This window comes from Jiella mangrovi (genome assembly GCF_017815135.1).
Taxonomy (GTDB): Bacteria; Pseudomonadota; Alphaproteobacteria; order Rhizobiales; family Rhizobiaceae; genus Jiella; species Jiella mangrovi.
On the sequence record NZ_JAGJCF010000009.1, the window covers coordinates 150,296 to 173,615 of the forward strand.

Here is a 23,320-nt window from a genome sequence, read left to right on the forward strand (position 1 = left end):
GAGATGATCTCTCTCGCGGACTATCTGACGGAATTTCCCGAAGAAGACGGCAGGCCGTTCCAGAGCCTGGCTGGCGAAACGCCGAAGCCGAAGAAGCCCAAAAAGCCCAGCTTCGAGCATCTGACGCTGGTCTCCGACGGCCTTGCCGTGAAAAAGCAGCCGGTGGCGCGGGTTCCTGAGCATCTCGAGGCGATCCCGGAGATGGGAGAGGCCGAAGCGGCGCTGGAAGAGGTGTCGTTCGACGAAGCCGATTTCGGCTTCGATACGCCGGTGGAGATCGGCGAGACGCTCGAAGATCTGCCGGTTCCAGCTCCGCAGCTGAGCGAAGAGGACGTCGAGGCAGCGCGCGCCGAGGGGCTCGCGGCCGGACGTCTGGAGGCCCTCGCCGAAGCCGAGGCCATGATCGGCGAGGCCGTTGCCGCGGCGCTCGAGGCCGAGCGGGCCACGGCCGCCGAGGCCATGGCCGCGGCCGTCGAGGCCGCGCGTCTCGAAGCGCTCGCACAGGAAGGCGGGCGCCTGGCAGAACTCGTCGCCGACAAGCTGGAGCGCATCGAGACGGCACTGCGGACGTCCTTTACCAGCGTCCTGAAGCCGATCGCCATCGATGTCCGCACGCGCCAGACGATCGAGGAGCTGGCCGGGGCGGTCGCGACGCTTGCGCTCGATGGACGGGCCCTTTCGCTCGAGGCCTTTGGCCCGGCCGCGCTTCTCGACGCTTTCGCCGAAGCGCTCGGCCCGCGTCGCGGCTTCGTCGCCTTCGAGGCCGACGAGACCATGACCGACATCCGCATTTCCTGTGATCAGACGACGCTCGAAACCCGTCTGGCCGATTGGAAGGGCGCGCTCGAAGAGGCGCTCCAGTGAGCGAACAGTCCGGCGCAGGTCATCTCGAAAAGCAGGAGATCATCATTGTCCGCCGTAGCGGACATGGTGACGACGGCCACCATGGTGGCGCGTGGAAGATCGCATTCGCCGACTTCATGACGGCGATGATGGCGTTCTTCCTCGTGATGTGGCTGACCAATTCGTCGGACATGGCGACGCGCAAGCAGGTTGCGCAATATTTCAATCCGATCAAGCTGAACGACCCCTCGCCGGCGACCCGCGGCATCAAGAAGAAGGACGACGGCGCCGATCGCAAGCAGAACGAGAACGGCGAGAGCGCGGCCGAGACCAACGGCGACCCGCGCGGCCGCCCGACGGCCGGCGTCGAAACCGGCGGAGAGGAAAAGTCGATCTTTCGCGATCCCTATTCCGTGCTCGCCGAGATCGTCTCGGAGAGCCAGAAGAACGGCGAGGGCGAGCTCACGGGCAAGCCCGATGGCTCCGGCCTTCCCGGCCTCAATGGCGGCGAAGCCTATCGCGACCCCTTCGATCCCGATTCCTGGCAGCTTTCACCCAACATGATGGAGAGCGGTGGCCGGCTGGAAGACGTGCCGCCGATCGATTTCCGCACCGCTGTCCTGCCGCCCGAGGACCCGATGACGGATCCCGAGAAGGGCCCGAAAGGCGAGGGCGTCGACGAGCCCGGCACGTCCACGGCCGAAGGCGACCAGAAGGACAAGACCGGCTTCAAGCTTGCCGGCGAAGAGAGCGGCGCGCCATCCGGCAAGGGGATCGACCAGGCCGGCAAGGCCGAGGACGGCACGAAAGAGGCGGGCGGCAAGGGCGCTGCCGAGAAAGCCGGCAAGGCCGAACAGCTGAAGGCCGAGATCGGCGCTGAAATTGCCAGGCTCGGCGATCATGTGCCGGCCAAGATCGACGTCGTCGAAGGCGATGGCGGTGTGACGATCTCGCTTGCCGACGACGTCAAGACCGGGATGTTCCCGGTCGGCTCGGCCAAGCCGAGCGCCGACGCCATCAAGCTGATGGAGAAGATCGCGGGGGTTCTGGCCAAGCGCCCAGGCACGATCACCATTCGCGGCCATACCGATGCCCGGCCCTATACCAGCGGCGAATACGACAACTGGCGCCTGTCCTCCGCCCGCGCCCACATGGCCTATTACATGCTGGTACGCGGCGGGCTCGACGAGATGCGGGTGAAGGCCATCGAGGGTTTCGCCGACCGCGATCTCAAGGATCCTGAAAATCCCGAAGCCGCGATCAACCGGCGTATCGAAATCTTCCTGACCGAGCCGCAGGCTTGATGCGTCCACGATCCGATCATCTTGCCTGGGCCATTGCGCTCGTCGCCCTCGTCTTCGTCATGCCGGCGCATGGCGAGGACGCCCATAGCGACGCCCATAGCGACGCCCATGGTTCGAGCGCTGCAGAGCGCGTGCGCGAGGCGGCCGAGGCCGCGCGCCGGGGCGACGATGCGACGGCAAAAGCCGACCAAGCGTCTTCAGATCATCAGGAGCCCGTCAGCAGCGGCGAGACCAAAGCCGACGCTGCCGCCGCCGATGGCGAGGGTGAAAAGGCGCATGCGAGCGACGGACACGGCGCATCCGCCGCCGGCGCAGACGACGATGCCGAGCATGCCGGCGAGGCACACGAGCCCGACGCACACGAGGATGCCGCCGACGGGGACGGCGATGCCGACCATGGCGACAGCGCCGAAGAACATGGCGAGGCCGCCGAACATAAAGAACCGCCGCCGACCCGTGGTCCGCAGCCTTACGAGGTGATCCGGTCGCTGCAGTTCCTTCAGGATCAGGCGGCGCGAGGCAACGTGTCGGCGAACAGGGTTCAGGCGCGGCTTCTGCATTGGTACGGGCCGGTCTTCGAACGCGCGTCGCAGAAGATCTGGGATGATCCGCGAAATCAGCGCGCCGCGGCCCTGTTCGTGCTGAGCGGCGGGCCGCCCTCGGTGCTCAGAATGATCCTCGCCAAGAACGATTTTCCCGCGGATGTGAAACCGCTGCTCGACGGCGCGCTGGCCTATGTCGAAAACCGCCAGACGGAGGCCCAGACGATCTTGTCCGGTCTCCACACCGACGAAATGGAGCCGGGTCTGTCCGCGCAGATCAACCTCGCCTTGGCCCAGATGCAGGAAAAGCCGCAACCGGCGAAGGCTCTGGAGCGGCTGCGTCGGGTGATGCTCGACGGCACCGGCACACTGCTGGAAGAGGCCGCGCTGCGTCTTGCCATGGGGCTGGCGGAAGAGCTGGGCGAGCACGATCAGGCTGACGGATACGCCCGTCTCTACTTCGATCGCTACGCCCACTCGGTCTATGCCGGCAATTTCCGCGCGATGTTTACCCAAATCTATGTGGGACGGCCCGTCGAACAGGCTGAAAAGACCGTCGAGATCATCGCCGACGCCGTGGCGCGCATTCCGATCGCAGAACAGCTCTCGATCTATCTGTCGATCGGCCGCCGCTCGCTCATCGCCGGCAACATGAAACTCGCCGGCATGGCCGGCACGAGGGTTCTTGCCGCCGACAATCTCACCTTGCGGGCGCGTCAGCGGGCCATGCTCTATGTCGCGGCCTCGACGCTGACGGAGCGTGACCCGATGGTGACGCTGGCTTCGCTCCAGGCGATCGACCGTGAGAACCTGCATCCGGCCGACCGCAAGCTCTATGACGCGGCGCTCGGTGTCCTCGATGAAATTCGCAAGCCTCTGATGACCGAGAAAATGCCAGACCCGAAAGCCGCAGACGAAACCTTGACGGAGGCCTCGCTCGATTCCTCCGTCGCCGACCGGGCAGCGAAACTGCTCGATGCCGTGCGCAGTGACTTGGAGGAGACGGACCGATGACCGTTGCAAGAGGGCTTTCGGCAGAAGCGCCGTCGGCGGTGACGGGGCGCAATGGCACGCGCGAGCAGGGCAGCAAGGCGACCGACGCCGAAGGCTTTACTGCCGCGATGCGTGATGTGGGTTCCTCGCAGGAGGGAACCGGAACGGCGAACAAGCCTACGTCGAACGAGGCGACGCCGACGAAGAACAAGCGATCGCAGGCAGAAGCGGAAGCGCAATCCGCTCAATCGACCGGCCAGTCGACCGGCGCGAGCAAGGATGCCGATCTGGACGCGGTGGTTGCCGCCGTCGACGCCGTCGATGCCGAGGACGCTGGCGACGAGCTTTCGAAGCGCGCCGCCCGCGCGGACACCGGCAAATCGACCGATGCGGCGGCCCTGGAACGCTACGGCGGACCTCGCCGCGATCGTTTGGATCAGGAGACGAAGAACCCGCGCACCGCAGCGAAATCGGCACGCGATGCCGAGGGTTCGACGTCGGAGAAGACCGCTGGCGCTGCGAAGGGCAAGGCCCGGGCAGACAAGGCGGACGTGTCCTCGACCAAGTCGCAGTCGGCGGAGGCGACAGAGACGACGGACGGGATCGAAGCCGACGCGGCGGCGAAAACGCAGGCTGCAGACCCCGCGGCCAAGAGCGGTGCAAATCTGGACGAGACGGCTTCGGTCGGGGGCGATGCCGAGGCCGACGCGACCGGCAAGCTGCCGGTGGCAGATTCGGCGCCGCTTCCGGCACAGGGCAAGTCTGTCGATACGGGCACCGGCCGCAAGCATCGCGCCTTGCACGCGCCCATCACGGCCGAGACCGATCCCGAACTCGCCCGCCTGCAAGCCGAAAAGGCCGGCGAGGCCGCCAAGGAGGCGCTCGCCCCGATGCTGTCCGCCGAGCAGGTCGCCGAACGTCTCGGGATCGCGCTTCCGGGGCAGGAGGATGCGGTCGTGGAGGACGACACCGCTCCACCCCCACCTCGTGACGGACGGATCATCGTGACTGTCGGTCGCGGCATGAGCTTCGCCCCGGCGCCGGCGGCCGACGAGGCGGCCGAAGCGCCGTCGACGACCGGCGGCAGCACCGCGTCACTGGCGAACCCGATCTCGCCCGATGCCAAGCTGGCGGCGATCCTCGGCGGGTTCGGTCTCGACAGCCGCTTCTTTGCGGATACGGAAAAAGACCCGGCCACGCAGTCACCAATGATCGATACGGCGGCCGGCTCCAAAGTCTCGGCGCGGCTCGACCAGCTTTCGGACAGCGTCAGCGCGACGGCGCTGGCGGGCCAGTCTGCCTCGAGCGAAGCGCCGGCCGTTGCCGGTGATCGGGATCGGCGCGCGCGGAGCGGCAATGCCAATGAAGCGGCGGCATCTGGCCGGGCGGCCAGCGCCGAGGCGACATTCGCCAAAGCCGGCAAGGCAGAGGTGGCGCTCGGCGAGGTTGCAAAGACCTCGCGGGGGAACGACTTGGATAATCCGGCAGAGATACCGGGCTCTGCGGCGCAAAAGACCGCCAGCGCGGCTGCGCCGGACGTCACCATAGCGCGCTCGGCACTATCTGCCGATCCTCGTCCGTCGTCAGGCCTGCCGACGCGGGTCGATCTCGTTTCCATGCGGACGGATTTCGAGCCGGCGACCCGCCGCGCCGAGCGCCGTGGCGCGGATGACGTCAAGACCGCTCTGCCGACCTCTCCGGCGGCTTCGGCCCGCAGGGTTGCGGCCAGCCTGGGCGACAATCTTGCGCAAGCGCTTACCGGAACGAGCGATCTCGCACTCGACGCGGGCCGTGCCGATGGCGCAGGCCAGCCCGATCTCATGCCATCAATGGCGCGTCCCGGCGCGGCGGAGATCGCCTCTCGCACCGCTGGCGAGTTGACAGCGGCGCGACCAGTTTCCGACGGCCTGGGGCAGTCTCTCGCACAGTCGGCCGACGCGGTGCGCGGCTCCGAACGCTCGCCAATGGTCGAAGCTCGCGGTACCATCGATACGCCCGTCACAGCCACGGCGACGACGCAGCCGGATCCGGTCGATCCGCAGGTGGCCGATCCGCTCCGCGGCCGCAACGACGATGGCAGGCCGAACCTCCAGACGTCGCCGAGCGGATCCAGCGCTCGCCGCGATCTTCCCGGTCAGGACAGTGCGGCCACGCAGGGGCGCGGCGAGGCCGAGTCTCCTGCTCGTTCGGAGACCGTTCTCACGACGAGACGCTCTGAAACGGCCGCGACGTCGGCAGATTCACAGCCGGCAAGGCTCCCGCAGTTCCAGGCCGGCCGCGATGGCGGCACCGTGGCGGGCTCAGCGGCAGCGGCAACCGCCGAGCGCCATGGCGACAATCGCGCCTTCCAATCCATCGCCACGAATGCGGAGATGGGCGCGTCAACCCGCAACGCGGCGTCATCGGATCAGCCCGCTGCACGCTCGCCGCGCGATGGCGTTTCGGTCGACGGTCGGCTGGCGGGGAGAGAAGCGGCCCGTTCGAATGCTCCTGCCATGTCGGAAAAGCCCATGGCCGGCATGCCCTCGGCAGAGCGCGGCGACGGGGCGAGGGTGAATGGACAGTCGCGCGCGGAAACGGCACCCCCAGACCAGGCGCGACCGGCTTCGATGGCTCGCGCTTCAGCCGACCATGCGATGCCAGTCTCTCAAACCGCCGCGCCTGGCGAAAATGCCCGCGTTGACGGGACGGCCGCTCCCGCGATGAAGATCCCGGCCACGGGTGTTGCGACCGATCGCTCGCGTGACGCTGCGACGGCAGGTGTCGAAATGCCAGTCAAGACGGCCCAGCCTTCCATGCAACAGTCGCGCAATGACGCCAGGGACCTGACGAATTCCCTGCCCGGCATGGTGCCCTCGGCTACGAGCCAGGTCGCCGATGCCGTCGCCTCGGCCCTTGGCCAGGTGAACGGCGCCGCGAACGCTTCCGGCGTCGAGCGCACGCGCCTTCGCGCCGGCGGCGCGGCGCTGAAGACCATGCAGATCCAGCTTTCTCCCGAACAGCTCGGCAAGCTAAACATCACCTTGAAGCTGATCGAGGGCAATCTCGCCGTCCATATCGAGGCGAGCGAGCCGGAAACGGCGCTGCGTCTCAAGGACGACACCGAGGGTCTGAAATCGTTGTTGAAGTCGGCCGGGTTCGACGTCGACGACGCCGTCGTCACCTTCGGCAGCCGCGATGCTTCGGGCGCGCGCATGGCGCAGCAGCCGGCTGCGCAGGGTGAGGCTTCCACCACGGGCCAGTCGCGCGGCGATCAGGCATCGTCGGGACAGTCTTCCGGCGGCCAGGGCGGTCGGCCGGGCGAGGGCGGGGCGAGACAGTCGCGGCCGCAGCCGTCCCCCGCAACTCCGGAGAGAATCGGGGAGAATGCCAGGCGCTCGCCCGGCATCGACCCGTCAGTCTATCTCTAAGACCTCCGGTCGCGATCGCACAAAGCCTTATCATTGCAGACACATAGCAAAAACGGCGGGCCACAAGCCCGCCGTGTCGATGCTAAGGCCTCGATAGGTAAAAAAATTTTTAATAAAAATCAATGATTTGGCTGAAAACAACGAAGGGATGGTTAATAGATCACTAAATTTCAGGATTGGAGCAAGACTCGCGTCAGGTTACCGTTTCTTTACCAACAAAGCGGCGGCGGACGGAGGTCAAAATGATCGTAGTGGTTGATAATCGTGAACTGGTGACGAGCGGATACGAGTCGCTTTTCGCTCGTGAGGGCATTTCCACGGCGAGCTTCGGGGCCGAGGAATTCCGTGACTGGGTCGAGACGGCTCCCGAGAGCGATCTGTCGGCGGTCGAGGCGTTTCTTCTCGGCGACTTCGACGATCGGGCCGGCTGCCCGCGTCTCATCCGGTCGCGTTCCACAGCTCCGATGATTGCGCTTTCCGAGGGCCGCAATCTCGATGGAACCCTCGATCTGTTCGCCGCCGGTGTCGACGACGTCGTTGCCAAGCCGGTGCACGTCAAGGAGATCCTGGCCCGGGTCGGCGCCATTCGCCGTCGCGAAAATGCCGAGGCGACGCGTACCGTCGTCGGCGAGATCTGCGTCTATCAGGACGGCCGCGATGCGGAAGTCGCCGGCAAGGCGATGGCCCTGCCGCGCCGCGAGCGCCGCATCCTGGAATATCTGGTCTCGAACCGCGGCCGCCGGGTTTCCAAGCAGCAGCTCTTCAACGCCATCTACGGCATCTTCGACGAGAATGTTGAAGAGAACGTCATCGAAAGCCACATCTCCAAGTTGCGCAAAAAGCTGAAGATGCGCCTGGGTTATGACCCGGTGTCTTCCAAGCGCTATCTTGGTTATGGCATCGGCGTAGAGTAAAATCTAAAACCTTTCAGAAGTATTAATTCAAAAGCCCTGCCGCATTATTTCGGCAGGGCTTTTTGTTTGTTGTAGCAATGCTGCACTTCCGGCGTCGGCACAGCTAGGCACAAGCTTTCTGCCATATTCCTCAAGCAGCGAGGCAGCCTACGGAGTTCTGGCCCATGAGCATCAACGGCGTTTTTAGAACCAGCGTTTCCGGCATGAATGCACAGGCCAACCGCCTGTCTGTCATCTCGGACAATATCAGCAATGCCAATACGGACGGCTACAAGCGTGGCGAGACGGAATTTTCGTCTCTGATCTTCGCCCAGTCGGACGGGCAATATAACTCCGGCTCGGTGACGACGCAGGTCCGGCAGACGGTCAGCCAGCAGGGCAGCACCGCCACGACCACCTCCGCGACGGACGTCGCCATTCAGGGCGACGGCTTCTTCATCGTCCAGGACGCCAATGGCCGCGACTTCTACACCCGGGCGGGCTCCTTCGTCGAAAAGACGGAGAATGTCGGCGGAACCGAGACGACCTATCTCGTCAATTCGGCCGGCTACCGGCTCACCGGCACGTCGCTGAGCGACAACAGCACGGGCGCGATCGAACTGCCGGTCGGCAAGCTCATCGCCCCGTCCGAAACGACGTCGGTCGAATTCTCCCTGCAGCTGCCGTCCTCCGAGACGGCGGTCACCGGCGGAGCTGCGCCGACGGCCGCATCCGCTGCTGATGCGGAATATACCGCGAAGACCTCTCAGGTCGTCTACAACCAGCTCGGCGAAGCCCGGACTATCGACATCTATCTGACGAAGACCGCCGACAGTCCGACGAATGCGACGGATGACTGGACGATCTCGATCTTCGATCAGTCTCAGGCGACGAATGGCGGTTTCCCCTACACGGCAACGGCACCGGAAACGCTGGTCGAATACAGCCTCGATGTCTCATTCAACGCGACCACCGGTCTGCCGATGGCCACAGTCAGCGGCGAGCAGATGACGCTGGCCGATGGCAGCGTGCTCGATCTCGATTTCACGTCGCTGACCCAGTACGCCTCCGACTTCTCGTCGAAGGTCACGGCCGACGGCAACCCGGCCGGCTACATCAGTGAGTTCGAGATCACCAGCGACGGCATCGTCAACGGCGTGATGAACACCGGCGACACGGTTCCGCTCTACCAGCTCAACCTCGCCAGCTTCTCCAGCCCCGATCAGCTGACGGCCGGCGTCGGCAACGTCTACTCGGCCAATGCCAATTCCGGCGCGGCAACGACCGGAAGCCCCGGCGTCAACGGCTTCGGCTCGCTGCAGTCCAACGCCATCGAGCTGTCGAACGTCGATCTGGCGAGCGAACTTACCGACATGATCGAATCCCAGCGCTCCTACAGCGCCAATTCGAAGGTCTTCCAGACCGGGTCGGAAATCCTCGACGTGCTCATCAACCTGAAGCGCTGATCGGCGCTTGGCGCCTATTGACACGGGAATAAACCGAGATGTCTCTCATGTCCGCCTTCACGAGCGCGCGGTCGTCGCTGGCGACCGTATCGCAGCAGTCGGCTCTCGTTTCGCGGAACGTCGCGAACGCGGAAAATACGGCTTCGACACGCAAATACGCCACCCAGACGTCACTGGCTCAAGGCGGCGTGTCGATCGTCTCGGTCTCCCAGTCGAGCAATCAGGCACTGTTTCGATCGATGACGACGGCGAACGCGACGCTCGCCTCGGCCGAGGTCACCTACAGTGCGCTCGATTCCATAAGAAGCGTCATCGGCGACACCGACTCGATCGAGTCGCCGGCGGCGCGCCTGACCGAGCTGCAGGCGGCCTTGTCGCAATATGCGGTCACGCCCGAAGATACGCAGACGGCGCGCGCCGCCGTCAGCGCTGCCTCCGATCTTGCAGCCAGCCTGAATAACGTCACCGACGCGGTCCAGTCCGCTCGCGCCGATGCCGACGCGCAGCTTGCCGACGCGGCCGACAAGATGAACTCGCTGCTTTCGCAGTTCGAAAAGCTCAACAACCGGATCATGACCGGCACCGCGACAGGCGCGGATGTGACCGACGAGATCGACCAGCGCGATCAGATCGTCACGGAGCTCTCCGGCTATGTCGGCCTGAACGTCCAGGTTCGTGCCGGCAACGACATGACACTTTCTACCGACTCCGGCATCATGCTCTTCGAGACCACGGCGCGGCAGGTCGAGTTCACGGCGCAGTCGAGCTACGACGCCACCGTCGTCGGCGGCAGTTTCAAGATCGATGGCGTCGATGTTTCCGGTGCGGCGTCCGGCATGCCGATCAAGAGCGGCAGCGTCTATGGTCTGCTCACGTTCCGCGACGAGACGGCCGTTCAGTATCAGGGCCAGCTCGACGAGATCGCCTCGGCGCTGGTCGAGGCGTTTTCCGAAACAGACAGTGGCGGCACGGCCTGGTCCGGACTGTTCTCGATCCAGTCGGACGGCTCGTCCACGGACCTGTCGACGCTCACCTCCAAGACGGGCCTTGCCGGCCTTCTCACCGTCGCCTCGAATGCCGTCGACGATCCCGATCTTCTCAGGGACGGCGACATTTCCGGCCAGGGTGTCGTCTACAACACCAACGGAACGTCCGGCTTCAGCGACCGCCTCAACGATCTGATCGCCAGTCTCGACGACCAACTCAGCTTCGACGGGACGTTCGGGGCCGGAACCACCGGGACGATCGGCGACTATCTGGCCTCGTCGATCAGCTGGCTCGAGGACAAGCGCTCGATCGCCTATGACGACGTCGACTATCAGTCGACCGTGCTGTCGCGCGCACAAGAAGCCCTCTCCGATGTGACCGGCATCAATCTTGACGAGGAGATGACCCATCTCCTCGACCTCGAGCGCTCCTACCAGGCCTCGAGCAAGCTGATCTCGACGATTGGCGAGATGATCGATTCCATCATTGAAATCGCCTGATCGGACGCACCATGACCAATTATCTCGTATCGAGTTATTCGCTGCTGAGTTCGTCGCGCAATGCCGTGTCGAAGATTCAGCAGGAACTGACGATCATGCAGAAGCAGTCGACGACAGGGCGCCTCGCGGATGTCGGACTGGCACTCGGGCTTCGGACCAGCCAGTCGATCTCGCTTCGCTCTGAAAGCGAGAGCGTCGCGCGGCAGCTCGACACCAACGCCATCATCTCGCAGCGCTTTGCCGCCATGCAGAATGCGCTCCAGTCCGTCGCCGACACCGGCAACGAGTTTCTGTCCTCGCTGATCGCCAACGGCACCGGGGATCCGGGCGTGACGGCGAACACGCAGCAGGCGATGGCGAGCCTGCAGCAGATCGTCGGGGCCCTGAATTCCTCGTCCGGTGCACGATTCCTGTTCTCCGGCGCGGCGACCGACCAGCAGTCCATCGCCTTTGCGGCAGCAGCGCCGGCAACCGGCACGGTCGATACCTATTTCGACGGATCTCAGGCCCAGGCCGATACGGCAGCGGCCTTTGCCGCTGCCTTCGGCGTGAGCCAAAGCGACGAGGCCGTCTCGAGCATCACCGAGAGCGATCTGGAGGCTTTCCTGGACGGGGCTTTCGAGGACCTCTTCGAGAGCGGAAGCACGGGCGCCTGGAGCACGAACTGGTCCAATGCCGACGACGGCACCGTCGAGAACCGCATCACCGACAGCGAGTCGATCAAGACCTCCTATTCCGCCAACGAGGAGGCCTTCCGCAACATTGCGAAGGCTTACGTGATGCTGTCCGACCTTGGCGCCGAAAACATGGATGACGGGGCTCGTCAGCTTCTCACAAGCCGGGCGATCGAAACTCTCAGCCAGGGGCTCAGCCAGCTGACCCAGATGCAGGCCGAGATCGGTGGGAGCCAGTCGCGCGTGGAACTCGCAGACGAGACTTTGGACGCAAGGCATAACGTGCTGACCATTGCGATTTCGGACCTCGAGGAAGTCGATCCGTACGAGGCGAGCACCCGGGTGACGGGCCTCGAGACACTGCTTGAGACGTCCTACACGCTGACGGCTCGGCTCTCCCGGTTGAGCCTTCTGAATTATCTCTGAGCCAGGGCGGAGCGACGACGATGCCGAGATCAGGACCGCACGCTGCGGCGCCCCAAGAGAGCCGGTCAGTGCGCAAGACGGGAATGCTCAACACGACGGCCGGTCGGGGGAGCGTCACCAGGCTCTCGCAACCGTGCGGCGACGGCATGCAGCCCTGCGTCGAGATCGCCGCGCGTTCCATGGCTCCGGCAATCTGCCGGAGCGTGCTCGGGCCGAACCAGGCCAGGACATTCGCCGGCGCAATCTTCTGAGCGCCGCAACAATCGAAGATCGCTTCGGGACCGTGACGGCCCCGACAGTGACGCACCAACAGCTTCAGGAAGCCCGCGCATCGGCCGCCGGCTGTGTAACGGGTAGGATCAAGGGGTAGGAATGTATCAGTTCTCCTATGCGGAAATCTCCGAAGACGTCGAGATCAACGCACGCGAACGCGAACGCCAGGCGCTCGACCATTCGATCGACCTTCTGCAGCGCGCGGAGAAGAACGGGCCCCGGTCCCGCGATGCGATCGAGGCGATCTACATAACCAGAAGCCTGTGGGCGATCCTCGTCGAGGATCTCTCGAGCGCCGACAACGGTCTGCCCGAGAACCTGCGCGCAGAACTCATCTCCATCGGGCTCTGGATCATGCGTGAAGCCGAGGCCATCCGCCTCGGCCGCTCGAACAACTTCCAGGGCATCATCGAAATCACAACTCTGATCCGCGACGGGCTGAACTGATCATGGCGACATTGCGCATTTCCCTCAGGGCCGGCGAACGAATCTTCGTCAACGGCGCCGTCCTCAAGGTCGACAGAAAAACGACCCTTGAGTTCCTCAACGACGTCACTTTCCTTCTGGAAAGCCACGTCATGCAGGCGGAGCAGGCGAAGACGCCGATGCGCCAGCTCTACTTCATCGTCCAGATGATGCTGATGGATCCCAGCACCACCGATGCGGCAATGGAGCTGTTCGACAAGGCCCATCCCGCGATGCTGAAGACCTACAGCAATCGCGACATCATCGACGGCCTGCTCGAGGTCTCCGAACTGATCAGCCGCGGCCGCACCTTCGAGGGGCTGAAGCGCGTTCGCTCGATGATCGCGCTCGAAGACGAGATCCTCGGCGAGTTCTCCGAAGCCGGCAACACGGTGCGCAACTTCGAGCCGCCGATGCGCCTGGCGGCAGGAGCGTAGGATGAGTGTCGACGCCGTCTCCTCCGTCAGCACCACCTCGTCGAGCAGCGTCACCTCGGCGACCTCGGCGAGCAGCCTGGACTACGATTCCTTTCTCAGCCTTCTCGTCGCCGAGATGTCGAACCAGGATCCGCTCAATCCGACCGACTCCACCGAGTATATTGCCCAGTTCGCCACCTTCTCGCAGGTCGAACAGTCGATCCAGACCAATTCGAAACTCGATTCCATGATGGCGGTCTCGGCGCTGACGCAGGCGAACTCTTTGATCGGCCGGACTATCACCTCCTCGGACGGTGAGACGACCGGCGTCGTCGCCGCGGTCAGGGCAGGCTCGTCCGGGATCGAGGCGGTTCTCGAAAGCGGCGATTCCGTCGTCCTCGAGACCGGGACGGAGGTCGAGTAGGGATGAACGAAGCCGAAGCCATCGAAATCGTGCAGTCGGCCGTCTGGACCATCGTCGCGGCCTGCGGTCCGGCGGTGGGAGCGGCCATGGTCGTCGGCGTCGCCATCGCCCTTTTTCAGGCCCTGACCCAGATTCAGGAGGTGACGCTCACCTTCGTGCCGAAGATCCTGGCGATCTTCGTCGTCATCGCCATGACCGCTTCCTTCACCGGCGCGCAGGTCTACGCCTTCACCCAGGAATCCTATTCACGCATCGAGACCGGCTTCGACCGCTGACGGTCGAAATGTCGCAGTGCGATCGCGAGAAGCCTGAAAAAAAGCCCGCTGCCGTAAAGGCTGGCGGGCTTTCTGCTTGTCTGGTGGCCAGAAGGGCGAGGGCGGGCCAGCCTGAAGCAATCTTGATCTGCGAGGACCGCAACGGGGCGTCATCGGGCGTTCCCAACGTCTGATCGAGATCACGGGTGGCATGATGGCCGTCGACATTTTGAAGCCGAGCGCTTCCACCTCGCAGCAAACCAAGGACGCGAAGTCCGCGGGCAACCGCGAGATCGGCTTCGCGCTGGCCGTCATCCTCATCCTGACGGTGCTCTTCGTCCCGATCCCGCCCTTTCTGATCGATGTCGGCCTGTCCTTTTCCGTGGCGCTGTCGATCCTGATCCTGATGGTCGCCCTGTGGATCAAGAAGCCGCTGGAATTTTCGGCCTTTCCGACCGTCCTGCTGCTCGCCACCATGCTGCGCCTGTCGCTCAACATCGCGACGACGCGGATGATCCTGTCCAAGGGGCACGAGGGGGTGAACGCTGCCGGTCACGTCATCGGCGGCTTTTCCCAGTTCGTCATGGGCGGCGACTTCTTCATCGGCATCATCGTCTTCGTCATCCTGATCACGGTGAATTTCCTCGTCATCACCAAGGGTGCGACCCGTATCGCCGAGGTGGGCGCGCGGTTTACCCTCGACGCCATCCCCGGCAAGCAGATGGCGATCGACGCCGATCTTTCGGCCGGCCTCATCGACGAGAAGGAATCCCAGAGCCGGCGCAAGGAACTCGAGGAGGAAAGCTCCTTCTTCGGCTCCATGGACGGTGCCTCCAAATTCGTGCGCGGCGACGCGATCGCCGGCCTCATCATCACCGCCGTCAACGTTTTCGGCGGCATCGTCATCGGCGTCACGCGCTACGACATGGATGCGGCGGCGGCCGCCGACGTCTTCACCAAGCTTTCGGTCGGCGACGGCCTCGTCTCCCAGATCCCGGCGCTGATCGTCTCGCTCGCCGCCGGTCTTCTCGTCTCCAAGGGCGGTACGAGGGGCGCTGCGCAGACCGCCGTTCTCGGACAGCTCGGCTACTATCCCAAAGCACTCTCGCTCTCCGCCGGGCTGATGGGAATTCTCGCGCTGTTGCCGGGCCTGCCCTTCATCCCCTTCGTCATGACCGGCGCGGCCCTGGCCTTCGTCGCCTGGACGGTGCCCAAGAAGCGCCGCGAGGAGGAAGCGGAGATCGCAGCCAAGGAGGCCGCCCAGCAGAAGAAGAGCGCGGACTCGGAGAAGGATTCGGTCAAGGAATCCCTCAAGATGGTCGAGATCGAACTGGTTCTCGGCAAGCAGACCTCCGCGCACATGCTGACCAAGCGCGACGAACTTGCCCGGCGCGTGCAGAAGATGCGCAAGCGCTTCGCCTCGCGCTACGGCTTCGTCGTGCCCGAAATCAAGCTCTCCGACGACCTGTCGCTCGATCCCAAATCCTACGGGATCAAGATCCACGGTACGATGATCGCTACCCAGCCGCTGCGGCTCGGCGAAATGATGATCGTGCTGGGTGACGCGCCGGGCCCGGACGTGCCGCACGATCTCACCAAGGAGCCGGCCTTCGGCATGCGCGCCGCCTGGGTGTCGGAAAGCTTCACCTCCGAGTTGAAGCGGCAGGGCTTCGAGCCGATCGACACCTTGTCGATCGTCCTCACCCACCTGTCGGAGGTCATCCGCAACAACCTCGCCCAGCTTCTCTCCTACAAGGACATGCGCGTCCTGCTCGATCGTCTGGAGAGCGAATACAAGCGGCTGATCGACGAGATCATCCCGACCCACATGTCCTATTCGGGCCTGCAGGCGGTGATGAAGCTCCTGCTCGCCGAGCGCGTCTCGATCCGCAATCTCAACCTCATTCTGGAAGCGATCGCGGAAATCGCGCCGCATGTGCGCCGCTCCGAGCAGATCGTCGAACATGTGCGCATGCGCATGGCCCAGCAGATCTGCGGCGATCTTCTGCACAATGGCAAGCTCTCGGTGCTCAGACTCGGTAACCAGTGGGATCTCGCATTCCACCAGGCGCTGAAGCGCGACGCCAAGGGCGACGTCGTCGAGTTCGACATCGACCCGCGGCTGGTCGAGCAGTTCGCCACCGAAGCGACCAAGGTCATTCGCGCCAAGATGGATCAGGGCGAATCCTTCGTTCTCGTCTCGGCGCCGGATGCGCGGCCCTATGTTCGCATGATGATCGAGCGGATCTTCGTGACCCTGCCGGTGCTCAGCCATGTCGAGATCGCCCGCGGCGTCGACATAAGGCCGATCGGTTCCATCTCGTGATCGGCGAGCTTCCCGATGTCGTCCTGTCGCTGTTCCTGATCTTTTGCCGGATCGGCAGCTGCCTTCTCGTCATGCCGGGGGTTTCCTCGGCGCGTATCCCGGTTCAGGTGCGGCTGTTTCTGTCCTTCGCCGTCTCGCTCGCTTTGGCTCCGGCGCTCCTGCCGATCGTCCAGCCTTTGGTCGGTGCCGGCGATGACGCACAGAATCTCCGGCTGATCTTTTCCGAGGCGATGATCGGCTTCATGATCGGCATGCTCGGGCGAAGCATCATGCTGGCGCTGAACTTTGCCGGCCACGTCATCGCCAACGCCATCGGCATGAGCCAGGCGCTCGGCCCCTCGATCGAGGACAGCGAATCCGCGAGCGGCCTGACATCCCTCATCACCCTGACGGCGACGACGCTGATCTTCGTGCTCAATCTCCATGCCGAGATCGCCCGGGCGCTCGTCGCCTCCTACGGGGCGATCGCGCCGTCGATCGGCTTCACCGCGCAGGCGAGCCTGATCGCGATCACCGACAATCTGTCCGAAGCGTTTCTCCTGTGCCTGAGGCTCTCCAGCCCGTTCATCCTCTATGCCGTGATCGTCAATTTCGCGGTCGGTCTCGCCAACAAGATGACCCCGACGATTCCGATCTACTTCATCTCGATGCCCTTCGTCCTGGCCGGCGGGGTGGTTCTGTTCGGCTATTCCATCGGCGATTTCCTGACGATCTTCATGCAGGAATTCCAGCGCTGGGTGCTTCGCGGATGAGCGAGACGTCCGAACGCGTCAAGCGGCTGAACCGCATGCTCAAGGTGCAGGCCCAGAAGCGGCTGCTCGAGGAGTGGCGCATCGGCCAGCTGCGCGAGAAGCGCACCGAGCTGGAAAAGAGCGATGCGGAAATCCTCGCCAGCCTCGGTGCCGACAGCGCCCTGCATGGCCTGTTCATCGGCGCCAAGGTCAACAATCTGAGGCGCAACGAGGCGCTGAGGCGAAAACTCGCCGATGAGGAGAAGGAAGCCGAGGAGCGGCTGCTTGGCGTGCGGCGTGTGGAAAAGAGCATCGAGAAGGTGCGCGACCGCACCGGGCGGATCGCCGACGCCGAGGCCGAAGCCATCCAGCGTGACGCCAGCATCGACGCGTTCCTCGCCCGCACAACAAGCTTCGAATAAGCCGCGCGCATTAGAAGGGCTGAAAGCGATCGGCACTCAAACCCCGGCATCCGGCACGTTCATGACGATCAACACCGATTTTTCGATCAATCCGGCAAGCTTCGGCGCAACGCGCGTGGCCGAGCGGAGCGACGCGCCATCGCCGGCCGCGACCAAGGCCGCCGGCGAGAGCTTTTCGGTGGCACTTGCCAGCGCAGGAACCGGCGCCGCATCGGCGAAAGCGTCCGCGGTCAAGACCGAAACGATCCGCCCGCTCGTCAAGCACGAAGCGCGTGAAGTCGCACCGCTCGAACAGTTCGAGGGTTTCGTTCTGAGAAGTTTCGTCGAATCGATGCTGCCGAGCGACGCCTCCGAATTCTTCGGCAAGGGAACGGCAGGCGCGATCTGGCGCTCGATGCTCGCCGAGGAGATCGGCGCCGAAATGGCCAAGGGTGGCGGCATCGGCATCGCCGACGCCATCTCCAAGAAGGAAAACCCGACCGCGGGCGCCCATGCACGGGCCGAAGCCACCGCCGGCATCGCCGCGCTTCAGGCGCAGGAGGATGCTTCCGAGGCGGCGACGATCGCGACACCGAAAGCGGTCCGCTGAGACAAGACACTTCGTCCGCGCGCAGCTCGCGGATTTTCGACGATCGACCGAAGCGCCTTTGACGGCGATGGTCTGAAACAAGAAGGACGGCTGGGATGTATCAGGCAATCGACAAGGCGGCGGGCCGTCTGGAATCGATCCTCGTGCAGGAAATCGAGACGCTTCGGGGCCGGGCGAGCGAGCCGCTGGCCGAGCTCACGACGCGCAAGAATCACTGCCTCCTCGAACTCAGCCGCCTGTCGCGTTCGCTCGCCAGCCGGACCGAGCGCGACGAGCGCATCGACGCGAGGCTGCGCACCCTTAAGAAGGCGCTGAATGAGAACGAGCGTGTCCTCGGCCTTCACGTCAAGGCCAGCCACGAGATCGGCAGCGTGATCGCCGCCACCATCGCCGCGGCCGATTCCGACGGCACCTATACGAGCGCCATCGTTCGCCGGAGATGAGGTCGTGATCAAGCTGATCGGCATCGGTGTCTGGGCGGCGGTCGTCGCGCTCGGCTCGAGCTACGTCATGGCGTCGGTCTTCGCTCCGACCCCGCAGGCCGAGGCGGAGAAGGAACCGACCTATTTCGACGGGCTCGACTACAAATCGACCGAAAGCGTCACCATCCCGATGATCTCCAACAACACGATCAAGGGGTATATTCTCGCGCGCTTCGTCTACACGATCGACGGAAAAATCGGCAACACGCTGAAGGTGCCCCCGGATCCGTTCATCCTCGACGAGGTCTTCCGGCGGCTTTATTCGACCAAAAGCTTCGATTTCGACCGTCCGGAGAAATTCGACCTGACGGAGCTGACCTCGTCGATCCGCGATTCGGTCAACGCCCGCTTCGGGATGGAGCTGATGCACGAGCTGCTCGTCGAGCAGTTCGACTACATCGCCAAGAAGGATGCCCGCAGCGGCGATGCCGGCGGTGGCAAGTCGGCCGGCGACGTCGTGAAGATCGGCAAGGTCGGGCGCTAGCGGGTTTCCGGCGAACATTGGGTTCACCGGAAACCTTCATCGCAATGCCGAGCCGCATCATCCGCAGGTGAAAGCCGAGCCGGCTTTCCCGGACAAGGCTCCAGCCAGCCGTCTGCGAGCCTTTTCAGCCGGGCTTTCCAGACTCAGTCGACCAGGGCGTAGTAACGCCCGGTCAGTCGCCGGATCTCGGCGCGCGTCGGGGCGAATTCGCCGCCGACGAAGCGTACGCCGAGCTCGCGGCCGTTTTCCCACGCGATTGCCACCGGTATCAGCCTCAGCTCGACCTCGTCGAGAAGAAGGAACCGCGATGGCAGCGGGCGATCCGAGCAGCGGCGGATGCGCGCGCCGCCTTTCGAGCGGTCGTAGAGCATTCCCTCGTCGATGAACTGCCGGGACAGACCGGCGAGCTTGACCGGACGCAGGCGCGTGCGCCGGCGATGATAGAGCCGGTCGTCTGTTTGCGGGTCATCGATCAGGAAGCGTCGCATGGCGGCGACGATAGGGCGGTTTCCGCCAAGAAAGTCTGAACGTGAACGCTCACCGCGCCTGAATTTTCTGCCTGGAGCGAGGCTGGCCAGAAAAGATTAACCCCCGGCTGCGATGCTTCAACGCGCCGAGGAAGCATGATGCTGCGTCGGCAAGTCCCCATCGTTTGAGGCTGTCCGTCATGAGAGCAAGCGCGACCCCCGTGTCGGCGAAATCCGCTGCTTCGGCAGCTCACAGGCTGAGCGCCGCAAACAATTCCGATCGGGCCGTCAAGGCGCTCTCGCTCTGCCTGTTCATGCTGTCGACCGGCTTCTTCGCCGCAGTGACGGTGATTTCCTACACCAATCCCGGCTATTTCGACCGGCTTTTGATGCAGCGCATGGCCGAAACGGATATCGACCCGATCGCCGTCGGCTCGACCGCCAAGTCGGAAGACGGCGATGGCGAGGCGGAAAAGGTGGCGGCGATCCCTGTGCCGGAGCTGGTTCGTCCCTGGACCCTCAAGCCGCAGGACTTCACCATCGTCATGGTCTATGGCGACGAGGCGCATCTGGCTTCGCCGGGCGAACTCTGGCGCGTCGAGGTGGGCTCCGTCGTTCCCGGGCTCGGCCGGATCCTCGCCATCGAAGCCAGCAAGGACGGCGGCATCGTCAAAGCTGAGAAAGCGACCCTGAAGGGCGTTCCTCAGTAGCGGGGCAAGCGCGCGACATTAGCGCGCCGTGCGTCCGAATGGACGCACAAAGGACGCACTAACCTATTGAGTCCACGCATCGTGCTTTCCAAAAATCGATCCCGATTTTTGGGCCGATGCTCTAAAGCGGGCGACGGCTGCGTGGGGCCTGTGAGGTCTCCGCACGTCTGACCTCGCCCGGCCCGTCGAAACGCCCGCGCAGTCACCAGCGCCACTGTGACCGTCACAGAGACTGGAAAACCGGCAGCTCCCGACGCGCGGCGAGGGGGCTGTTCTTCGTTTCGGGCGAGCTGTGGCAACTGCGGCTCAAAGCCGCCATCTGCTCGTGGCTGCGGGCCCGCGGTCCGACGTCACACCGTTTGCATTCAGCGCGAACACTACCCATCGCACGCCGTTTCTGTCACGAGAGCATGCCGGCTGTTGGCATATCCGGCGATGGGCTGTAACTCGAAGCCGCCCGTTCGCGGCGGCGGCGAAACCGCGCGGCGTGGCCATCGCGCGCCTTAAAGAAGTCCGAGCAGACGAAAACAGAACTTCGGAGCCATCCATGCAAAATGCAGCCCTGATGATGCAGAAGAACGAAGGGGCGATGCTTCAAATCTGGCTTCGGCATCATGCAGAGATATTCGGGAACGAGAATCTCTACGTCTTCGACAACGGATCCACGGACGAGCAGACGCTGCAGGTGCTGAGACAGGCCGCTCAATCGGGCGTCAATGTCAGCGACGCCTACAGCGCGCCGACGGATTTCGACAAGAAGGGCGAGATCATCAAGGCCAAGATCGAGGAGCTCGCCAAGCTTGGCCGGTACAGTTTCTTCTTCCCCCTCGATGCCGATGAACTGGTCGGCGCCATGGTCGACGGCCACCCGTCCTTCAAGCGCGAGGACGTCAACGCGACGCTTGCGCCCTTTGTCGGGGAACAACGCGTTCTGCGCATTGCCCGGGCCTATGTGCCGAACCCGACAAAGGAAGGCCTGTACGCCCTCCACGAGAAGAACGACAAATGCTTCTTTTATACGGATACGATCGCCAAGCTCGATATCGGCTTTCACTCCGGCGAGACGAAGTCCGGCAAGGAAGGTGTCATTACCGACATCATCCAGGTTCATGCCCATCACAAGAAATACGAGAGCAAGCAGGTACGGTCGCTGCAAAAGCTGCAGAGCCGGTTCGGCAGGATCACCGCGGCGCAAGCCGTGATCATCCACAATGAGCGCGATCGCGGCTGGCACCTGATCAGTGACGTGCTCCGGGGGCGGGGCGATTTCTATCGCAGGCACTCGGCGGCCGGCCGGCAGGCGTCCGCCCCGCAGATCCGAGATCATCTTTCGCGGCTCGGCCTTTGGAACGAATTCGCCGGTCTCATGGATTTCGGTTACGACCGGGACGCCGCCGCGAGCGACCTGACGGCCCGGGGCACCATCGAGGACGTCTCCCTCGCCGATGGGGTCGTGCGAATCTCGGGATGGGCGGTGAAGGCCGATGGGTCGCGCTTCGAATCCTTTTACCTGAACATCAACGGCGTCAATCGCTTCGTCGTCCCGCATCGGCTGGTTCGCCGGCAGGACGTCGTCAGGGCGACTGCGGGTGCGGATCTGTTCTGCGGTTTCGAGATCGAGAACCCGGTCGGCAATCCGGAGGACAGGGCTATACGCAGTCTCGTTTTGCGTCCGATCGATCTGACGGGCGATACCTATGCGAACTTCGCCCTGCCCAAGACGCGAATGCCGTAGCGCTGCGTTTGTCGAAATGGCCGCTCCTTTTTCGCCAGACGCTGGCGAAAGTCTGCTATTGGCGGAACGTCGGCAATCAATCTTGCCGACAGACAATAGACATCGAAACGATGAATGACGACTGAGCTGACGCAGAAATCATGCGGTATGAGTGTTCGAGTTGTACTGATTGTAAGTCTATGATTTGAAAATATTATTCGGCGACTTCGCAAATCGCGCGCCGGGTTGCTATAGTCGCTTCGTCGCGATGGCGGGAGGCATCGCGCCACGCACCCGATTCGAGAGGGCCTCAATCCTTGCCGTCGGGACGAGGCGATCTTTCCCAAACATCGATGTCGAGCGGTTCGGCCCCCCTGGCCGGCCGGCACCATCACACGGAGATTCTTGCCAGAATCGCCGCGAAGAGAAAGATGAAACATGAAGAACCTGATCCTGTCCGCATCCGCTTCCCTGCTCGCCATCGCCCTTTCGGCCGGTGCCGCGAAGGCTGATCCCAATGGCTGCGATTCCGGCGAAACCGTCATCAAGTTCAGCCACGTCGTCGCTGACAGCGGCCATCCGAAGGGCGATGCCGCCCGTCTGCTCGCCAAGAACATCAACGAGCAGATGGAGGGCAAGGCCTGCATGGAGGTCTATCCGAACTCCACGCTCTACGACGACGACAAGGTGATGGAGGCCATGCTGCTGGGCGACGTCCAGCTCGCCGCGCCGTCGCTGTCGAAGTTCGAGGCCTATACGAAGAAGCTGCGGCTCTACGACCTGCCCTTCCTGTTCTCCTCGATCGAGGCGGCCAACGCCTACATGGCGTCCGACGATGCGAAGGCGCTTCTCGCGGCCGTCGAGCCGGAGGGCTACAAGGGGCTCGGCTACATCACCTCCGGCCTCAAGCAGTTTTCCGCCAACAAGCCGCTCCTCATGCCGGAAGACGCCGCAGGCCTGAAGTTCCGCGTCCAGACCTCGGACGTCGCCGTCGCGATGATCGAGGCGCTCAAGGCTTCGGCGCAGAAGCTCGCCTTCAAGGAAGTCTATGGAGCGCTGCAGACCGGCGTCGTCGATGGTCAGGAAAACTCCTGGTGCAACATCTACACCCAGAAGTTCTTCGAGGTGCAGGACGGCATCACCAACACCAATCACCAGATCCTCGCCTACGGCATGATCACCAGCCAGGAATTCCTGGATTCGCTCGACGACGAGACCCGCGAGCAGTTCCTGACGATCGTCGACGATACGCTGAAGCAGGCCAATCAGCAGGTGGCCGATCAGGAAGCCAACTGCCGCCAGCAGATCGCCGATGCCGGCTCCACCATTCGCGAACTCTCGCCCGAACAGCGCAAGGCCTGGGTCGACGTGATGAAGCCGGTGTGGCAGCAGTTCGAGGGTGATATCGGGGCCGACGTCATCGCGACGGCCGCCGGCTACGACAAGTCGAACTGATCAATCGCATCGACGGCCCGGCCGGTCCTCCATGGGCCGGCCGGGCCGCATGAGGCTGCGGTCGAAGGGG

22 protein-coding genes are annotated in these 23,320 nt (G+C 63.8%); 21 read left to right on the forward strand and 1 reads right to left on the reverse strand.

Going from position 1 to position 23,320, the window contains the following annotated elements; all coding sequences use genetic code 11:
- Nucleotides 1-3 precede the first annotated feature (3 nt).
- The 18 genes from J6595_RS13700 to J6595_RS13785 all read left to right on the forward strand — a co-directional run bounded on the left by J6595_RS13700 (nucleotide 4) and on the right by J6595_RS13785 (nucleotide 18,904).
- On the forward strand, nucleotides 4-864 hold the full coding sequence (locus J6595_RS13700) for a hypothetical protein (RefSeq protein WP_209595120.1): 861 nt from the start codon (nucleotides 4-6) through the stop codon (nucleotides 862-864).
- Nucleotides 861-2,147, forward strand: a complete 1,287-nt coding sequence (locus J6595_RS13705; protein ID WP_209595121.1) for a MotB family protein — start codon at nucleotides 861-863, stop codon at nucleotides 2,145-2,147. Before J6595_RS13700 ends, J6595_RS13705 begins: the two co-directional genes overlap by 4 nt.
- On the forward strand, nucleotides 2,147-3,703 hold the full coding sequence (locus J6595_RS13710; protein ID WP_209595122.1) for a hypothetical protein: 1,557 nt from the start codon (nucleotides 2,147-2,149) through the stop codon (nucleotides 3,701-3,703). Before J6595_RS13705 ends, J6595_RS13710 begins: the two co-directional genes overlap by 1 nt.
- Entirely contained in the window at nucleotides 3,700-7,092 is a 3,393-nt protein-coding gene (locus tag J6595_RS13715; RefSeq protein WP_209595123.1) for a flagellar hook-length control protein FliK, read from the forward strand. Before J6595_RS13710 ends, J6595_RS13715 begins: the two co-directional genes overlap by 4 nt.
- Before the next feature lie 242 nt (nucleotides 7,093-7,334).
- Nucleotides 7,335-8,006 (forward strand): response regulator transcription factor, encoded by a 672-nt coding sequence (locus tag J6595_RS13720; RefSeq protein ID WP_209595124.1) that lies wholly within the window; start codon nucleotides 7,335-7,337, stop codon nucleotides 8,004-8,006.
- A gap of 164 nt (nucleotides 8,007-8,170) precedes the next feature.
- Nucleotides 8,171-9,451 carry a flagellar hook protein FlgE gene (locus J6595_RS13725; protein ID WP_209595125.1) on the forward strand — a complete coding sequence of 427 codons (1,281 nt, stop codon included), beginning with the start codon at nucleotides 8,171-8,173 and terminating at the stop codon, nucleotides 9,449-9,451.
- A gap of 38 nt (nucleotides 9,452-9,489) precedes the next feature.
- Entirely contained in the window at nucleotides 9,490-10,938 is a 1,449-nt protein-coding gene (gene flgK / locus J6595_RS13730) for a flagellar hook-associated protein FlgK (protein WP_209595126.1), read from the forward strand.
- 11 nt (nucleotides 10,939-10,949) lie between these two features.
- Nucleotides 10,950-12,038, forward strand: coding sequence for a flagellar hook-associated family protein (locus tag J6595_RS13735; RefSeq protein ID WP_209595127.1), 1,089 nt, complete (start codon nucleotides 10,950-10,952; stop codon nucleotides 12,036-12,038).
- A gap of 372 nt (nucleotides 12,039-12,410) precedes the next feature.
- The gene (gene flaF / locus J6595_RS13740; RefSeq protein WP_209595128.1) at nucleotides 12,411-12,758 is read left to right on the forward strand and encodes a flagellar biosynthesis regulator FlaF; all 348 of its coding nucleotides are present in this window, start codon (nucleotides 12,411-12,413) and stop codon (nucleotides 12,756-12,758) included.
- Between the two features lie 2 nt (nucleotides 12,759-12,760).
- Nucleotides 12,761-13,213 carry a flagellar biosynthesis repressor FlbT gene (flbT, locus tag J6595_RS13745; RefSeq protein ID WP_209595129.1) on the forward strand — a complete coding sequence of 151 codons (453 nt, stop codon included), beginning with the start codon at nucleotides 12,761-12,763 and terminating at the stop codon, nucleotides 13,211-13,213.
- Nucleotide 13,214: 1 nt separating this feature from the next.
- A complete protein-coding gene (flgD, locus tag J6595_RS13750) occupies nucleotides 13,215-13,616 on the forward strand; it encodes a flagellar hook assembly protein FlgD (RefSeq protein WP_209595130.1) in 402 nt (133 codons plus the stop codon).
- 2 nt (nucleotides 13,617-13,618) lie between these two features.
- Complete coding sequence (fliQ, locus tag J6595_RS13755) at nucleotides 13,619-13,891, forward strand: flagellar biosynthesis protein FliQ (RefSeq protein WP_209595131.1); 273 nt, start codon at nucleotides 13,619-13,621, stop codon at nucleotides 13,889-13,891.
- Nucleotides 13,892-14,084: 193 nt separating this feature from the next.
- Nucleotides 14,085-16,196: a flagellar biosynthesis protein FlhA gene (gene flhA, locus J6595_RS13760; RefSeq protein WP_209595132.1), complete on the forward strand. Its 2,112-nt coding sequence runs from the start codon at nucleotides 14,085-14,087 to the stop codon at nucleotides 16,194-16,196.
- Nucleotides 16,193-16,948, forward strand: a complete 756-nt coding sequence (locus J6595_RS13765; protein WP_209595133.1) for a flagellar biosynthetic protein FliR — start codon at nucleotides 16,193-16,195, stop codon at nucleotides 16,946-16,948. Before flhA ends, J6595_RS13765 begins: the two co-directional genes overlap by 4 nt.
- The gene (locus J6595_RS13770) at nucleotides 16,945-17,349 is read left to right on the forward strand and encodes a hypothetical protein (protein ID WP_209595134.1); all 405 of its coding nucleotides are present in this window, start codon (nucleotides 16,945-16,947) and stop codon (nucleotides 17,347-17,349) included. Before J6595_RS13765 ends, J6595_RS13770 begins: the two co-directional genes overlap by 4 nt.
- Before the next feature lie 61 nt (nucleotides 17,350-17,410).
- On the forward strand, nucleotides 17,411-17,938 hold the full coding sequence (locus tag J6595_RS13775; protein WP_209595135.1) for a rod-binding protein: 528 nt from the start codon (nucleotides 17,411-17,413) through the stop codon (nucleotides 17,936-17,938).
- A 95-nt stretch (nucleotides 17,939-18,033) separates the two neighbouring features.
- Nucleotides 18,034-18,381: a flagellar protein FlgN gene (locus J6595_RS13780; protein WP_209595136.1), complete on the forward strand. Its 348-nt coding sequence runs from the start codon at nucleotides 18,034-18,036 to the stop codon at nucleotides 18,379-18,381.
- Nucleotides 18,382-18,385: 4 nt separating this feature from the next.
- Nucleotides 18,386-18,904: a hypothetical protein gene (locus tag J6595_RS13785; RefSeq protein WP_209595137.1), complete on the forward strand. Its 519-nt coding sequence runs from the start codon at nucleotides 18,386-18,388 to the stop codon at nucleotides 18,902-18,904.
- 143 nt (nucleotides 18,905-19,047) lie between these two features.
- Here the strand turns inward: J6595_RS13785 and J6595_RS13790 are convergent, their stop codons facing one another.
- Nucleotides 19,048-19,392: a hypothetical protein gene (locus J6595_RS13790; protein ID WP_209595138.1), complete on the reverse strand. Its 345-nt coding sequence runs from the start codon at nucleotides 19,390-19,392 to the stop codon at nucleotides 19,048-19,050.
- A 179-nt stretch (nucleotides 19,393-19,571) separates the two neighbouring features.
- Between J6595_RS13790 and J6595_RS13795 the strand changes: the two genes are divergently transcribed.
- The 3 genes from J6595_RS13795 to J6595_RS13805 all read left to right on the forward strand — a co-directional run bounded on the left by J6595_RS13795 (nucleotide 19,572) and on the right by J6595_RS13805 (nucleotide 23,250).
- Nucleotides 19,572-20,081, forward strand: coding sequence for a hypothetical protein (locus J6595_RS13795; RefSeq protein WP_209595139.1), 510 nt, complete (start codon nucleotides 19,572-19,574; stop codon nucleotides 20,079-20,081).
- A gap of 547 nt (nucleotides 20,082-20,628) precedes the next feature.
- Entirely contained in the window at nucleotides 20,629-21,816 is a 1,188-nt protein-coding gene (locus J6595_RS13800) for a glycosyltransferase family 2 protein (protein ID WP_209595140.1), read from the forward strand.
- Between the two features lie 417 nt (nucleotides 21,817-22,233).
- Entirely contained in the window at nucleotides 22,234-23,250 is a 1,017-nt protein-coding gene (locus tag J6595_RS13805; protein WP_209595141.1) for a DctP family TRAP transporter solute-binding subunit, read from the forward strand.
- Nucleotides 23,251-23,320 lie beyond the last annotated feature (70 nt).